Here is a 15170-nt window from a genome sequence, read left to right on the forward strand (position 1 = left end):
GAAGGGAACACCATGGGCTGGAACAACCCACCCATTCCGTGGTCCGACTTCGAGCGGAACCTCTCCGGCACCCGGCCCGGCGCTCCGCCGCTTGGCGCCGATGGTGGGGACAGCCCCGCCTGGTCACGGAAGCGGCAACCCTACGCGGCTCCGGCGGAGGTCTCGGCCCCCGAGGGACCCGTGGTTCCGTACGCGGAACTGCATGTGCACTCCAACTTCAGCTTCCTCGACGGCGCCTCGAGTCCGGAACACCTCGCCGAGGAAGCCCAGCGGCTCGGCCTGTCCGGCATGGCCCTGACCGATCATGACGGACTGTACGGAGCGGTGCACTTCGCGGAGGCAGCCGAGAAATACCCCGGATTCTCGACCATGTACGGCACCGAACTGTCCTTCGGTCTGTCCAAGCCACAGAACGGCGAAGCCGATCCCGAGGGCCGGCACCTCCTGGTGCTCGCCCGCGGATCGGCCGGCTACCACCGGCTGTCCAGGGCCATCACCGAGGCCCAGCTCACTACCGACGCTGAGAAGGGAAAGCCCCGCTACGACCTCGAGAACCTCGCCGGGCATGCTGGCGGCCACTGGATGATCCTCACGGGCTGCCGGAAGGGGACGGTGCGCTCGGCCCTGGTCAGCGACGGTGAATCCGCAGCGGAGGCAGAACTCCGGAAACTGGTCGAGCTGTTCGGCAGGGACTGCGTCGCCGTCGAACTGATCAATCAGGGCAATCCGCTGGACACCGCCCACAATGACGCCCTTGCCACCATCGCGGGACGCCTGAAGCTGCCTACCGTGGCCACCAACAACGTGCACTACGCGGCCCCGAAGCAGCACAGGCTCGCTTCCGCACTCGCGGCCGTCCGCGCCCGCCGTAGCCTCGACCAGATGGATGGATGGCTGCCGGCCGCTGGATCCGCCCACCTCCGCAGTGGAGCCGAGATGGCGAGACGGTTCAGGGACTATTCCGGAGCCGTGGAACGTACCGTGGACATCGCCGCCGATCTCTCCTTCACCCTGCGTAGCGTCACACCGGGCCTGCCGAACATCGAATTGCCGGAGGGCCACACGCAGATGAGCTACCTCCGGGAACTCGTGTGGAAGGGGGCCGACAAGCTCTATGCGGGCCGGAACGATGTCCGAGAGCGTATCGAGCGCGAGCTGGAGGTCATCGAGAGCAAGAACTTCCCCGGATACTTCCTGATCGTCCACGACCTCGTGCACTATGCACGCCGCAACGGCATCCTGTGCCAGGGGCGGGGATCCGCAGCCAACTCGGCGGTGTGCTACCTCCTGGAGATCACCGCCGTCGACTCCATCAAGTACCGGCTGCCCTTCGAGCGGTTCCTCTCGAGCCTGCGCGACGAGGAACCCGATATCGATGTGGACTTCGATTCGGACCGCCGTGAGGAGGTCATCCAGTACGTCTATCGCAAGTACGGACGCTTCAACGCCGCCCAGGTCGCCAACGTCATCACCTACCGCCCCAAGTTCGCCGTCCGGGACATGGCGAAGGCACTCGGGCACAGTCCGGGCCAGCAGGATGCCTGGTCGAAGCAGATCGAACGGTGGGGTGGGCTGGTCTCCAGCGATGACCACGACATCCCCGAGTCCGTGGTGAGTCTCGCACAGGAAGTCCTGAAGTTCCCACGGCACATGGGTATCCACTCCGGGGGGATGGTGCTGACCGACAGGCCGGTCGGCGAAGTATGCCCTATCGAGCATGGACGAATGGAAGGCAGGACCGTCCTCCAGTGGGACAAGGACGACTGCGCATGGATGGGACTCGTCAAGTTCGACCTCCTGGGCCTCGGGATCCTCGCCGCCATCCAGTACAACTTCGACCTCGTGGAGCGGCACTTCGGGGAGAAATGGGAGCTGCACACCATCCCCAAGGAGGAACAGGGGGTTTACGACATGCTGTGTCTCGCGGATTCGGTGGGAGTCTTCCAGGTCGAGAGCCGCGCACAGATGGGCATGCTCCCACGCCTGCAGCCCCGTCAGTTCTATGATCTCGTCATCGAAGTGGCCCTCGTGCGGCCCGGTCCCATCCAGGGTGGAGCCGTCCATCCCTACATCAAGCGAAAGATGGGCGAGGAAGAGGTCCGGTACATCCATCCCGACCTCAAACCCGTGCTCGAGCGGACCCTCGGCGTACCACTCTTCCAGGAACAGCTTATGCAGATGGCCATGGTGGTGGGCGGCTGCACCGGGGCCGATGCCGATCTGCTGCGCCGCGCCATGGGGTCCAAACGCGGTGAGGAACGGATCGACTCGCTCAAGGCCAAGCTGTACAAGGGCATGGAATCCAACGGGATCACCGGCGCACTGGCGGACACCATTTACAACAAGATCCACGCCTTCGCGAACTTCGGGTTCGCGGAAAGCCATTCGATCAGCTTTGCCCTGCTGGTCTACGTCAGCGCTTGGTTGCGACTGCACTATCCCGGAGCGTTCCTCGCCTCGCTCCTACGCGCTCAGCCCATGGGGTTCTACTCACCACAGACACTCGTGGCGGATGCCCGGCGGCACGGCGCCGTCGTCCTGCGTCCGGACATCCTGCACTCCGGCGTGCATGCGGACCTGGAACCGCTGGAGGGCTTCGAACCTCCGGACGATCCTGGTGGACGCACCACCGGAATGGATTGCTGCACGGAGGACGAGCAAGCTCCGGTGGGTTACTTCGACCGGGACACCCCCTTCGATTCGACGGTGCACCGCCGTGACGGCAACTACGCGGTGAGGCTCGGCCTGGCCAGCGTGGAATCCCTCGGGGTGAAGCTGGCCGAGAAGATCGTCGCCGAACGTGAACGGCACGGACCCTACGAGGACATGCCTGACCTGGCACGGCGCACGGGTGTGAATGCAGGGCAGCTCGAGGCACTGTCCGCGTCGGGGGCCTTCGACTCCATGGGCCTGAGCCGGCGCGAAGCACTGTGGAATGCAGGGCCCGCATCCGCCGAGCAGGAAGGACAGCTCAAGGGGACAGCCGTCTATATCCAACCTCCGCTGATGCCCGAGCTCTCGGACATCGACAAGGTGGGATCCGACCTCTGGTCTACCGGCATCACCCCGGACGACCACCCGGTGCGCCACGCCAGGAACAGGCTGAAACGCCGCGGCGCCCTCACGGCCCTGGAACTGAGGACGGCGGAATCCGGCAGGCGGATCGAAGTCGCGGGCGTCGTGACACATCGGCAGAGGCCGGCGACCGCTAGTGGCATCACCTTCATGAACCTCGAGGACGAGACGGGGCTCGTGAACGTCATCTGCTCGGTGGGCGTCTGGCAGCGCTACCGCCGCGTGGCGCGGGAAGCGAGCAGCGTGATCGTGCGCGGCCTGCTCGAACGGTCCTCCGAGGGGATCGTCAACGTCGTGGCAGACCGTATCGAGGTGCTGCAGCTGAAGGCCACCACCAAATCACGGGACTTCCGCTGACGGGCACGGGCCCGCCAGCGGAAGCCCTGTGTCACTCGGTGTCGCGCGTCGTCTGTTCCGCCAGCGTGTCCCAGAAGGAGGTATCGGCGGAATCGATCGAACCATCCGCGATGGCCCTCGCCGTGGCGTCGAGGGTCGTCACCGTCTGCTTGATCAGGTAGCCGTTGCTCTTCTGACCGAGTACGGCTGATTCATTGCTGTGGTCCGACATCCCGCGCATCTCGAACAGCAGCGTCGAGATGCCGTACTCGACGGCGATACCGTTGCGGCTGATCGTCTCGGCGGACCCACCGACGTAGCGCCCGAGATGTCCCCAGCCCGTCGAGTCCACGGCATCGAAGACGACGGCCCCGAGCCGCTTCGATCCCTCCACCACGGCGGGTGACGCATTCTGCGTCGTCGGGTACAGGATCGAACCTGAGACGAGTTTGCCGTCCCGTTCGCTCTGCGTGCCCTGGTGGTGCAGGTCGATCATGTAGTCGATGTCGTAGGCGCTCATGACGTTCTCGTGCAGCGCCCGCGTCTCGGGCTGCACCTTGCCGACGTGATCCCGGTTGAGGTCCACCCCCACCGCGTTCGCCCGCGTCAGGTGCCTGCCCCCATCAGCGATGTAGTCGTCGAGCGGGAAATCGACATCACCCATCGCTCCATCGGGGTTGAGCATCGGCACGACCAGGATGTTGACGCCGTCCAACACGCCCTTCGTCTTCCCGGAGCCGAGATGCTTGATGAATTCGAGCGCGCCCTCGGTGGTCAGTTGCTCGTTGCCGTGCTGCTGCGTCAGGTAGAGGATGGTCGGGTTGTCCGGGTCAGTGATGTACTTCGCGAGGTAGAGGTCACGGCCCTTGACCGATTGCCCGATCACCTCCAGCTCCATCGCCTGCTGCCGGGCGTCCTGCTTCTGGAGCTCGGCGACCATCTCGTCGTAGGTGTGCAGGATCGAGGTGTTGATGGTCTCGTTCCCGCCGTAGTTCGGACCCTCACCCACCGCGATCGCGGGTGCTGCGGCCGTTCCCGATGCCAGCAGGGCTGCAAGCGATAGAGCGGCGATCGTCCTGGAACGGCGGGTGGCCCTGGTTGTCCTCATGCTCGGTCTCCTTCGAAGTGCGGATGCGATGGAGACAGCTAAACGGCGGCCGTTGCTTGTGTCAATCAAATACTTCGCATACTGGCTTTTCGGAGTGGGTGAGGATATAGGGAAGGACCCCCACCCAGTGGAGGCCCTTCCATGTACTGCACCGTGCGCGAGGGGGGATTTGAACCCCCACACCCTTTCGGATACTGGCACCTGAAGCCAGCGCGTCTGCCGTTCCGCCACTCGCGCAATTCGAGATTCCAACTCAGCGCACCAGGCGCATGAGATGTGAACAGCAGAAACAAGCATAGCCGAGCGCAGGCGCAATTACCTAAACCGCACCGCGAACACGGCTCGAGGGTGATCCGGGGCAACCCGACGAGGCCTCGATCGTTAGGACAAAGTAATGCTCCGAATGGTCGCTTGGAGCTCATTACCAGACGCTCCCAGTAGTATCGGATGGAAGATGCCCGGCTGGACCATGCCGTCCGGAGGACCGGGAGAAGCCCCGCCGCACACCGCGGGCTGGGCCCGAAACCGATGTGCGACAGGGGGAGGAGGCGAAATGGGCATTCTCGACAACGTGGAGCGCGGACTCGAAAAGCTGGTCCGCGGTGCGTTCTCCACGGGCTCCCGCTCCGAGGTGCAACCCCTCGAGATTGCCAGCGCGCTGCGCAAGGAACTCGACAACCGCTCACTCGTCCTCTCGCAGGGCCGCACCCTCGCACCCAATGTCTTCACTGCGCGCTTGTCCGACTCCGACTTCGAGCGTGCCCAGCAATGGGGCTCCGCCCTGGCCGAGGAACTCTGCGACGTCGTCATCGCCCATGTGAACGGCCAGCAGTACAGTCTGCAGGGCCCGGTCCGCGTCTCGTTCGAGCACGATCCCGAATTGAAAGCCGGAATCTTCGAGATCGATTCATCGATCGAGAAGCAGGCCGCCCCCCGGAGGCCTGCCGGCCCCGCAGCACCGGCAGCACCACGCCGTCAGCCCACCCGGTACCAGCCCATCCTCGAGATCGACGGCCGGCGATACTCGATCAACTCGGGGTCCATCGTGCTCGGGAGGTCGTCGGAGGCGGACATCCTCGTCGACGACACGGGTGTGTCGAGGCGCCATCTGGAGATCCGTGCGCAGGAAGGCCGGGTCTATGCCGTCGACCTCGGTTCCACCAACGGCAGCTACGTCAACGGGCAGCGCGTGAATGGGCAGGCCGAGTTGACGGACGGCTCCGTCATCACCATGGGTCGCTCCCGCCTGACCTTCCGTCTCGTGCCGGCGCAGAACGGGGGTGTCCAGCGATGAGTGAGGCCGGAGAGCTGACCGTCACGCTCCTGCGCTTCGGTTTCCTGATCCTGCTGTGGGCCCTCGTCCTCAGCACGGTCGGAGCGCTGCGTCGCGACCTCGCGGTCGGACGCCGCAACAAGGTCGGTACCCCTACGGCGCGCGAGATCCGGAAGAACCCCGATCTGGGGGAGGAACCGGCGCCCGCGCGGACTCCCGCCCGAAGGCTGGTCGTCACGGAGGGTCCGCTCACCGGAACCATACTGGACCTCGCGTCGAGCCCTATTCTGCTCGGCCGTGCGCAAGAGGCCACCCTCGTCCTCGAGGACGACTACGCATCCGGCCGCCACGCGCGTCTGTTCCCGCAGGGCAGCCGCTGGTTCATCGAGGACCTGGGCTCCACCAACGGCACCTACCTCGCGGGTACGCAACTCACGCGCGCACTGCCGGTCGAGCCCGGCGTCCCCATCCGGATCGGTAAGACGGTCATCGAATTGAGGCCGTAGGCGTGCCGCTTGCCATGAGGTTCGCCGCCCGCTCGGACGTGGGCATGGTGCGTGCGAAGAACGATGATTCCGCCTACGTGGGGCGATACCTCGCTGTCGTAGCCGACGGCATGGGCGGGCACGCCGGCGGTAATGTCGCCTCCGCCTCGACAGTCCTGGACCTCGTACACCTCGATCACGCCGAGCACGCCGGAGCCGCCGCGACCCATCTGGCCGACGAGATCCAGACCGCGAACTCGTTGCTCTCCGAACTCGTGGCCGCCAATCCCCAACTGGCGGGCATGGGAACCACCGTGACGGCCATCCTGCTCGAGGACGCAAAGCTGCAACTCGCGCACATCGGCGATTCACGGGCATACCGCCTGAAGAACGGGATCTTCGAGCAGATCACCAAGGACCACACCTTCGTCCAGCGGCTCATCGACGAGGGACGGCTCCGGCCCGAGGAAGCGGAGATCCATCCGCACAAGAACGTGCTGATGCGCGTCCTGGGAGACGTCGACGCGAGTCCTGAACTGGACCTCGAGGAGTTCGACGCCGAACCCGGAGAGCGCTGGCTGCTTTGCTCCGACGGCCTCAATGCTGTCCTCAACGATCGCGTGGTGGAGCAGGTCATGCGCGAGACCACGAGCATCCGTGACTGCGTCAACACGCTCGTCGACCTCACCCTGGCCGGTGGTTCGCCGGACAACATCACGATTGCCGTGGTCGAGGTCATCGAAGCGGACGACGACGGCGACGACGCGCCGCCGGCGTCGATGCCCCCTGCCCGAGAGGCGGCGGGCGAACGAGAGAAGCCTCCGGCCGACGGTGCGGATGCTGTCTCCACCGAGATCGACCAGAAGGGCGACTTCCCCGGCACCGCCATCCGGGCAGACATCATCCGACAGGACCTCCTGACAAGGCCCCACATCCTGGTCGGATCCGCCGCGCTCGCCACCGAGACGGGCCAGATCCCGATCGTGACGCAGCGATCCGCAGAACGCCGGGCAGCGATGATGCTCACTCACCGGGCCGATCCGGACAAGCCGGACGACGGCGAGGACGACACACCCGCCCGGAAGCGGCGCTGGCTCATGCCTGCGTTCCTCTCGCTGATGGCCCTGATCCTGATCACCGTCCTCGGTCTCGGCTACACCTGGACCCAGACGCGGTACTACGTTGCCGAGACGGACAACAGGGTTGCCATCTACACCGGCGTTCCCCAGCGGATAGGACCGGTCAGCCTCAGCGAGCTGTACGAGACGACGGACATACCCGTCTCGAACCTGCCCGAGTACCAGCGGTCCCAGCTGTCGAGCACGCTGCCCGCGGCCAGCCTGGAAGAAGCCGAGCGGATCGTCGGTGACCTCCGCTCCGAGCTGCGGGCCGTCTCCTGCGATCCCGAAGGCAGCGGTACGGCGTCCCCCACGGCTGTCCCCACGGCCAGCGCCTCTCCCGCTGCGGGCCCCAGCCCGTCGGCCAGCGCACCCCCCCCGGCGGATCCGACGGGAGAGCCGAGCGCCGACGCGTCCGCGGCTGCCTCCCCGGATTCCAGCGCATCGGCCGGCGCCACGCCTACCGCTGATCCCCCATCCCAGGCCATCGAGTGCGGAGGTGCAGCACATGAGTGACGTCCTGACGGTCCCTCGGTCGAGGCGCAACATCGAGCTCCTCCTTCTACTCCTCGCGCTGGCCGTCGCATTCGTCGCCAACTACCTGGCGGGAAGCGGTCGCGAGGACGGCCTCGGTGACTACTTCTGGTCGCAGGCCCTGACCCTCGGACTCATGGGTCTGTTCATCCACATCGTCCTGCGGGTGCGGGCAAAGTATGCCGACCCAGTGATATTGCCGATCGTGATCGCGCTCAACGGCATAGGGCTGGCGATGATCCACCGCCTCGATCTGTCCGCCGCCATGGCGAATCCGAACTTCACACCCGTCGCGCCGCAGCAGGTCCTGTGGACCGCGGTTGCGATCGGCGCTGCGGCGATCCTCCTCATCCTGTTGCGAGACCATCGGATTCTTCGGCGGTTCACCTACATCTCGCTGATCGTCAGCGCCATCCTGCTTCTCCTGCCACTCACTCCGCTCGGCCTGGAGATCAACGGTGCCCGCATCTGGATCTCGGTGGGGATCGGCACGTTCCAGCCGGGAGAGGTCGCCAAGATCACCCTCGCTATATTCTTCGCGGGGTATTTGTCGACCAACCGTGACCTCATCCTCCTCGCGGGGAAGAAGATCGGTCCTCTCCAGCTTCCGCGCTTCCGCGACCTCGCGCCAATGGCGGCAGCCTGGCTCGTCAGTATCGGCGTGCTCATCTTCCAGCGTGACCTCGGTTCCTCCATCCTCTTCTTCGGGCTCTTCATGGTCATGATCTACGTGGCGACGAGCCGGGTGAGCTGGGTGTTGATCGGACTGGCGATGATCGGCGTCGGCGTCTTCGTCGCTCTGGAACTGTTCAGCCACGTCGCGCTCCGGTTCGACTCCTGGATCAACGCCTTCGCACCCGAGGTCTACAACAGGGCGCCGGGCGGTAGCGCGCAGGTGGTGCAGGGCCTGTTCGGGCTCGCCAACGGCGGCCTCATCGGCACCGGACTCGGCGAGGGGCGGCCGGACCTCGTCACCTATGCCAACAGCGACATGATCATCGCCGCGCTCGGCGAGGAGCTGGGGCTCATCGGCATCGTCGCGATCGTGATGCTCTACGTCCTGCTCGTGTCACGCGGCATCCGCGCCGCACTCGGTACCAAGGACGGCTTCGGCAAGCTCCTCGCGTGTGGCCTGTCCTTCACCATCGCCCTCCAGTGCTTCGTGGTGATCGGTGGAATCACCCGACTGATCCCCCTGACGGGCCTCACCACGCCCTTCATGTCCGCCGGCGGTTCCTCGCTGCTGGCGAACTGGCTCATCGTCGCCCTGATCCTGCTCATCTCGGAGACGGCACGACGACCTGCGCCTTCGGGGCCGATGAAGGATTCGTTCCCCGAGGCCCTCGGTATGAACGGGAAGCCCGTGAAGAAGACCGCCGCCGAGGAGGCCACCCGATGAACCAGGCCATCCGCAGCGCATGGGTCGTCGCCATCGCGATGTTCGCCCTCGTCCTCGGCTCTCTGACCTACGTCCAGTTCTTCCAGGCGCAGGAGCTCAATGACAACGACTGGAACAGCCGACAGTTGTACCAGGACTTCGGCCGGCAGCGCGGGGCCATCCTCGTCGACGGTCGCGCCATCGCCGAGTCCGTCCCGTCGAACGACGAGTTCAACTACCAGCGCGTGTACAACGAGCCGGAGCTGTACGCCCACCTCACGGGCTATTACTCGCTGTCCCTGTCATCCACGCAGCTGGAGGCCGAACAATCGGAGATCCTGGCCGGCACCAGCAGCTCGCTGTTCTACGACCGCGTCGTACGAATGTTCTCGGGTGTCGACGCACAGGGCGCTTCCATCGAACTGACCATCGATCCCGAAATCCAGCGGCTGGCCTTCGATCTGATCCCCGAGGGCCAACGCGGTTCCATCGTGGTCATGGAGCCCTCCACCGGCAACATCCTCGCGATGGTCTCCAAACCCTCGTACGATCCCAACCTCCTGTCGGGCCATGACACCGCGATCATCGAGGAGAACGCTGCGAGGCTCTCCGAGCAGCCCGGTCTGTCGATCTACACGAATCCCGCGACGCAATCACTGGTTGCCCCCGGCTCCGTCTTCAAGCTGATCGACGCCGCTGCGGCTCTCGAGTCCGGTCAGTACGACGCCGATTCCGAGATCCCGAACCCACCCGCCCTGGAGTTCCCCGGCACCGGTTACGCCCTGCCGAACTTCGTCACGGGCGGTTGTGCAAGCAGGAGCACCGCAGACCTCGAGTTCGCGCTGGAACAGTCCTGCAACACCCCCTTCGCGCAGATCGCGCTGGAACTGGGGGAGGAAGCGATCCAGGATCAGGCCGCCAAGTTCGGTTTCGGCGAGGCACTGCAGATCCCCACACAGGTCGTAGCCAGCGACTTCCCATCGGACCTGGCGGATACCGAGCTGGCGCAGTCCGCCATCGGGCAGTTCGATACCCGGGTGACGCCGCTCCAGATGGCGATGGTGGCCTCGGCCATCGCCAATGGCGGCCAGCAGATGAAACCCCAACTGATCAAGTCCATCCGCGCGGCGGATCTCCAACTGATCGAATCGCCCGAACCGGAAGTGCTCCGCCAGTCGGTCAGTCAGGAAACGGCCGATCAGCTCACGGACTGGATGGTCAATGTGGTGGACAACGGGACCGCCACAGCAGCACAGGTCCCGGGTGTGCAGGTCGCCGGGAAGACCGGAACGGCCGAGGTCACCGAAACCGGTGACAACGCCTGGTTCACCGGCTTCGCCCCGGCCGACAACCCGCAGGTAGCACTTTCGATCGTGATGGAGAACGTGGACATTCCCACTGGTCAGCAATTGACCTCACCCAGTGCCAAGAGACTCATAGAGGCGGTGTTGAGCAGATGAGGCCCACGTCAGGAATCACTCTGGGCGGCAGGTTCGAACTGACCGAGCGCATCGCCATCGGCGGTATGGGCGAGGTCTGGAAGGCACGTGACCAGATCCTCGGTCGGATCGTGGCGATCAAGATCCTGAAGGAGGAGTACTCGGGCGACCCGGCGTTCCTCAACCGCTTCCGTGCCGAGGCGCGCCACACGGCGCTGCTCAACCACGAGGGCATCGCCAACGTCTTCGACTACGGCGAGGAGGGCGGATCGGCCTACCTGGTCATGGAACTCGTGCCGGGTCAGCCCCTCTCCGCCGTGATCGAGAAGGAGCAGGTGCTCTCTCCCGACCGGACGCTCTCGATCATCGGGCAGACCGCCACGGCTCTCGCCGTCGCACACCGCCAGGGCCTCGTCCACCGCGACGTGAAGCCGGGGAACATCCTCGTGATGCCCGATGGTCGGGTCAAGATCACCGACTTCGGCATCGCCCGGCTGGCTGATCAGGTCCCCCTGACGGCGACCGGACAGGTCATGGGTACCGCCCAGTACCTCGCGCCCGAACAGGCGACGGGTCAGCCGGCAACCGGCTCCTCGGACATCTACGCCCTCGGTGTCATCGGGTACGAGCTGCTCGCCGGGCGCCGTCCGTTCTCCGGCGAGTCCCAGATCGCGATCGCCCTCGCACAGGTCAATGACGCACCTCCGCCCCTGCCGGAATCGATCCCGCGTCCCGTGCGGGCCCTCATCGCTTCCATGCTGGCGAAGGACCCCGCGGACCGACCGGCCGACGCCGAGTCGCTGGCACGCGCTGTGGACGCCATCCGCGCCGGTGACATCCGGCAGGCGGAAGCAGCAGTGCCGGGCATGCTTGCGTTCGCCGCCGGTGGCGACGCTGCAACCGCGGCGGTGCCGCGCCAGGACACACAGGCGACGACGGCGGTTCCGGCGCCGACGACGTCGGCCCTGCCCACGGTTGCCGCACCTGCCGCAGCCGGCGCCGCGGCCGGTATCGCCGCATCCCGGGACTGGTCGGAAGAGGACGTCGACGCCGCAGATCCCGCACCGGCATACGGCCGGGAGGACGAAAACAGGCGGAGCCCGTGGCTCATTCCGCTCATCGTCCTGCTGCTGTTGGCCCTGATCGCCATCGCCTTCCTGGTCCTTCAGCCGCTGTTGGCCGGAGATGATAGTGACAACGCTCCCGCGACGACGACATCCGCAAGCGCCACCCCGTCCCGGTCACGGACGCCCAGCCCTTCCCCGTCGTCCTCATCGGCGACGCCCTCGCCGTCCCCGAGCACGGAGGACGCGGACGAGGTCATCATCACGCCGAGCCAGTACCTGGGCCGCCCGGAGGCACAGGTCGCCGCGGAGCTCGGAGCCCTCGGCTTCCGGGTGGTGACCCAGCGCGAACCGTCCGCCGAGTACGCGGCCGGACTCGTCTTCGCCATCGAGCCCGTCGGTACGCTGCGGACCGGTGAGACGATCACCATCACGTCGTCGACCGGCCCCGAACAGGTAACCGTACCCGCAGGGCTGCAGGGACGGTCCGCCGCCGAGGTGGAAGCCATCCTCGTGGAACTCGGACTCGTGCCCGTCAACACCGGCTCGCAGCAGTCGACGGAGCCGGCCGGCACTGTTCTCGCCCTGAACCCCGGTGCCGGGTCCGTCCTGCCGGCGGGTTCGAGCGTCGGGTACACGGTGTCCTCCGGTCCACCTCCCTCGCAACCTCCCGCGAGTCCCACGAGCCCAAGCAGCCCGACCCCTTCGCCGACCACGACGTCCGGACCATGACCCGTCTGGAGAGCCCGCGCCGGAAGGATAGGCGATGATGGCGACAGAGCGCATCCTGAACGGTCGCTACGAGGTCCGCGAGCTCATCGGCCGGGGAGGTATGGCGGACGTACATCTCGGTCACGACCTCCGGCTCGGTCGGTCGGTGGCCATCAAGGTACTCCGGCAGGACCTCGCCCGTGATCCCCTCTTCCAGTCGCGCTTCCGTCGGGAGGCGCAGGCCGTGGCCGGCCTGAACAACCCGAACATCGTCGCCGTCTACGACACCGGCGAGGAGGAGATCCCGGACCGCCCGCAGCATGAGGTGCGTGTGCCCTTCATCGTGATGGAGTACGTCGAGGGCCGCACGCTGCGTGACCACGTCAAATCCGGAGACCTGACGCCCGAGGCCAGCATCGCGTACCTCACCGGGGTCCTCGGCGCGCTCGAATACAGCCACAAGGCAGGGATCGTCCACCGGGACATCAAGCCCGCCAACGTGATGATCACGCCCGACGGTGCGGTCAAGGTCATGGATTTCGGCATCGCGCGCGCGATGGCCGACTCGCAGGCCACGATGACGCAAACGCAGGCCGTCCTGGGCACGGCACAGTACCTGTCGCCCGAGCAGGCCCGCGGCGAGACGGTGGATGCCCGCAGTGACCTGTACTCGGCGGGGTGCCTCCTGTTCGAGCTGCTGACCGGGCGCCCGCCGTTCATCGGGGACAGTCCCGTGTCCGTCGCGTATCAGCACGTGCGCGAGGAACCGCCCGTGGCGAGTAGCCTCAACCCGGCGGTCACACCGGCCCTCAATTCCGTGCTCGCGAAAGCGCTGCAGAAGGACCGCGAACACCGCTTCCAGGATGCGGCCTCCTTCAGGAAAGCGTTGTCGGACGCCGCACGGGGCGTCGTCGTCGCGGGCGGTGCCGGAGCAAGCACCGATGCGTTGGACGTAGCTGCTCCCCGTACGCGTGCTGCAGCTGTCGGCGCTGCACTGTCGACTGCGTCCCCCGACTCGGAAGCAACCGGACCGCACACACGGGCCATGACCAGTATCACGGCCGGACGCGTCGGCCAGCAGGACGTGCACGACGACCGGCTCGACCTCCTGCACGCGTCCGACGAGGCCGACCGCCACCAGGATCGGCGCCGCACCTCATCGAGGATCGCCTGGATCACGGTGTTCTTCGTCGCCGTGCTGCTCGTCCTCGCCGGGGGCTACTTCGTCCTCAACAACGTCGCCGACAACCAGCCTGCGGCGGAGGTCACCACCGTCGTCGTCCCCGACCTCGCGGGCATGACCGAAGCCGACGCCCGCAATGCGATCGTGGACACGGGGTTGGTCCCTTCCACGGATGAGGCGTACAACGCGTCGGTCGAGGCCGGCGACGTCATCAGTTCCGACCCGTCTGCGGGTGCTTCCGTGGAAAGGGAGTCGCGCGTCAACATCACGGTGTCCCTCGGACCCGCCAACGTGGTGCTGCCCGACAGCCTCGCCGGGCTCACCGAGTCTTCTGCCCGTGACGCGCTCGAGGAACTCGGCCTGCGTGGCGGCGAGATCACCGAGGAGACCAGCGCGGACGTCGCGGAGGGAAGGGTCATCACCACAAGCCCCCAGGCGGGGCAGACCGTGCCTGTCGGGAGTGCAGTGGATCTTGTGTTGTCCAACGGCAAGGTGACCGTTCCGCTGCTGACCGACCTGACCGTCGAACAGGCGCAGGCCCTCCTCTCCGATCCTGCCGTGCAGCTCCCGTTCACCGTCCGTGAGGTCGAGAACAGCGTCGTGGCACCCGGTATCGTCACTGCGCAATCCGCACCAGCGAGGTCCGAGGTGGACCAGGGAACGGAGATCGTGCTCACCGTGGCGAAAGCGCCCGCCGTCGAGCCGTCACAGGAGCCGGCGGAGAGCCCGAGCAGCGAACCCACCGAGGAGTCCGCCGGTTCATCGAATCCCCGCTCGACGCAGGGCGCCGAGAACCAACCCCGACCCACGGAGGGCAGGGACTAGCGCGCGATGAGCGGGCTGAGTCCTTTCGCCTTGGTTGCTGCACCCTCGAGGCCGAGCGATTCGAGCCAGTTCCCCAGCATCTGGTAACCGCCCTCGGTGAGGACGGACTCCGGGTGGAACTGCACGCCGCACAGGGGCGCGGTCTTGTGTTCGAGGCCCATGATGATGCCGCTGGCTGTCCGTGCTGTCACCGTGAGGTCGGCCGGGACGTCATCACTGACTGCTGCGAGCGAGTGGTACCGCGTGGCCGTGACAGGCGAGGGAAGCCCTGCGAAGACGCTGGTCGCATCGTGCTCCACGAGGGATGTTTTGCCGTGCATGAGCTCGGGAGCGTGGGTCACTGTGCCGCCGTATGCCTCCGCGAGTGCCTGATGACCCAGGCAGACGCCCAGCATCGGCTTGGCATGCGCGCCGCACCACTTGATGAGGTCCACGCAGACGCCTGCCTCGGCGGGGGTGCCCGGCCCGGGGGAGATCAGCACCCCGTCGCGCGAGGCAGCCATGTCCGCTGCCTCGGCCAGGGTCACGTCGTCGTTGCGGACCACGGTCGTCTCCGCGCCGAGTTCCTGAAGGTACCCGACAAGCGTGTAGACAAAACTGTCGTAGTTGTCGACGACGAGGATTCTGGTGGTGTGAGCCAT

10 protein-coding genes and 1 tRNA gene are annotated in these 15170 nt (G+C 66.2%); 8 read left to right on the top strand and 3 right to left on the bottom strand.

Going from position 1 to position 15170, the window contains the following annotated elements:
- Positions 1-12: 12 nt before the first annotated feature.
- Entirely contained in the window at positions 13-3432 is a 3420-nt protein-coding gene (locus FDK12_RS04735; protein WP_137368489.1) for an error-prone DNA polymerase, read from the top strand.
- A 31-nt stretch (positions 3433-3463) separates the two neighbouring features.
- Here FDK12_RS04735 and FDK12_RS04740 read toward each other — a convergent pair whose 3' ends face one another.
- Positions 3464-4519: a M14 family zinc carboxypeptidase gene (locus tag FDK12_RS04740; protein ID WP_137368490.1), complete on the bottom strand. Its 1056-nt coding sequence runs from the start codon at positions 4517-4519 to the stop codon at positions 3464-3466.
- Positions 4520-4673: 154 nt separating this feature from the next.
- Positions 4674-4756: transfer RNA gene (locus tag FDK12_RS04745), tRNA-Leu, on the bottom strand.
- Between the two features lie 316 nt (positions 4757-5072).
- Between FDK12_RS04745 and FDK12_RS04750 the strand changes: the two genes are divergently transcribed.
- The 7 genes from FDK12_RS04750 to pknB are packed head-to-tail and all read left to right on the top strand — an operon-like array spanning position 5073 to position 14529.
- Positions 5073-5813 carry an FhaA domain-containing protein gene (locus FDK12_RS04750; RefSeq protein WP_137368491.1) on the top strand — a complete coding sequence of 247 codons (741 nt, stop codon included), beginning with the start codon at positions 5073-5075 and terminating at the stop codon, positions 5811-5813.
- On the top strand, positions 5810-6298 hold the full coding sequence (locus FDK12_RS04755; RefSeq protein WP_137368492.1) for an FHA domain-containing protein: 489 nt from the start codon (positions 5810-5812) through the stop codon (positions 6296-6298). The genes FDK12_RS04750 and FDK12_RS04755 overlap by 4 nt, the downstream gene beginning before the upstream one ends.
- 14 nt (positions 6299-6312) lie before the next feature.
- Positions 6313-7911 carry a PP2C family protein-serine/threonine phosphatase gene (locus FDK12_RS04760; RefSeq protein WP_223263092.1) on the top strand — a complete coding sequence of 533 codons (1599 nt, stop codon included), beginning with the start codon at positions 6313-6315 and terminating at the stop codon, positions 7909-7911.
- Complete coding sequence (locus tag FDK12_RS04765; RefSeq protein WP_137368493.1) at positions 7904-9328, top strand: FtsW/RodA/SpoVE family cell cycle protein; 1425 nt, start codon at positions 7904-7906, stop codon at positions 9326-9328. The genes FDK12_RS04760 and FDK12_RS04765 overlap by 8 nt, the downstream gene beginning before the upstream one ends.
- Entirely contained in the window at positions 9325-10767 is a 1443-nt protein-coding gene (locus FDK12_RS04770; RefSeq protein WP_137368494.1) for a peptidoglycan D,D-transpeptidase FtsI family protein, read from the top strand. Before FDK12_RS04765 ends, FDK12_RS04770 begins: the two co-directional genes overlap by 4 nt.
- A complete protein-coding gene (locus tag FDK12_RS04775; RefSeq protein WP_137368495.1) occupies positions 10764-12542 on the top strand; it encodes a protein kinase domain-containing protein in 1779 nt (592 codons plus the stop codon). The genes FDK12_RS04770 and FDK12_RS04775 overlap by 4 nt, the downstream gene beginning before the upstream one ends.
- A 37-nt stretch (positions 12543-12579) precedes the next feature.
- Positions 12580-14529, top strand: coding sequence for a Stk1 family PASTA domain-containing Ser/Thr kinase (pknB, locus tag FDK12_RS04780; protein WP_137368793.1), 1950 nt, complete (start codon positions 12580-12582; stop codon positions 14527-14529).
- On the opposite strand, the gene FDK12_RS04785 is transcribed toward pknB, so the two are convergent.
- Positions 14526-15170: an aminodeoxychorismate/anthranilate synthase component II gene (locus tag FDK12_RS04785; RefSeq protein ID WP_137368496.1), complete on the bottom strand. Its 645-nt coding sequence runs from the start codon at positions 15168-15170 to the stop codon at positions 14526-14528. The genes pknB and FDK12_RS04785 overlap by 4 nt on opposite strands.

The sequence above is a fragment of the Arthrobacter sp. NamB2 genome (genome assembly GCF_005281365.1).
Classification (GTDB): Bacteria; Actinomycetota; Actinomycetes; order Actinomycetales; family Micrococcaceae; genus Arthrobacter_D.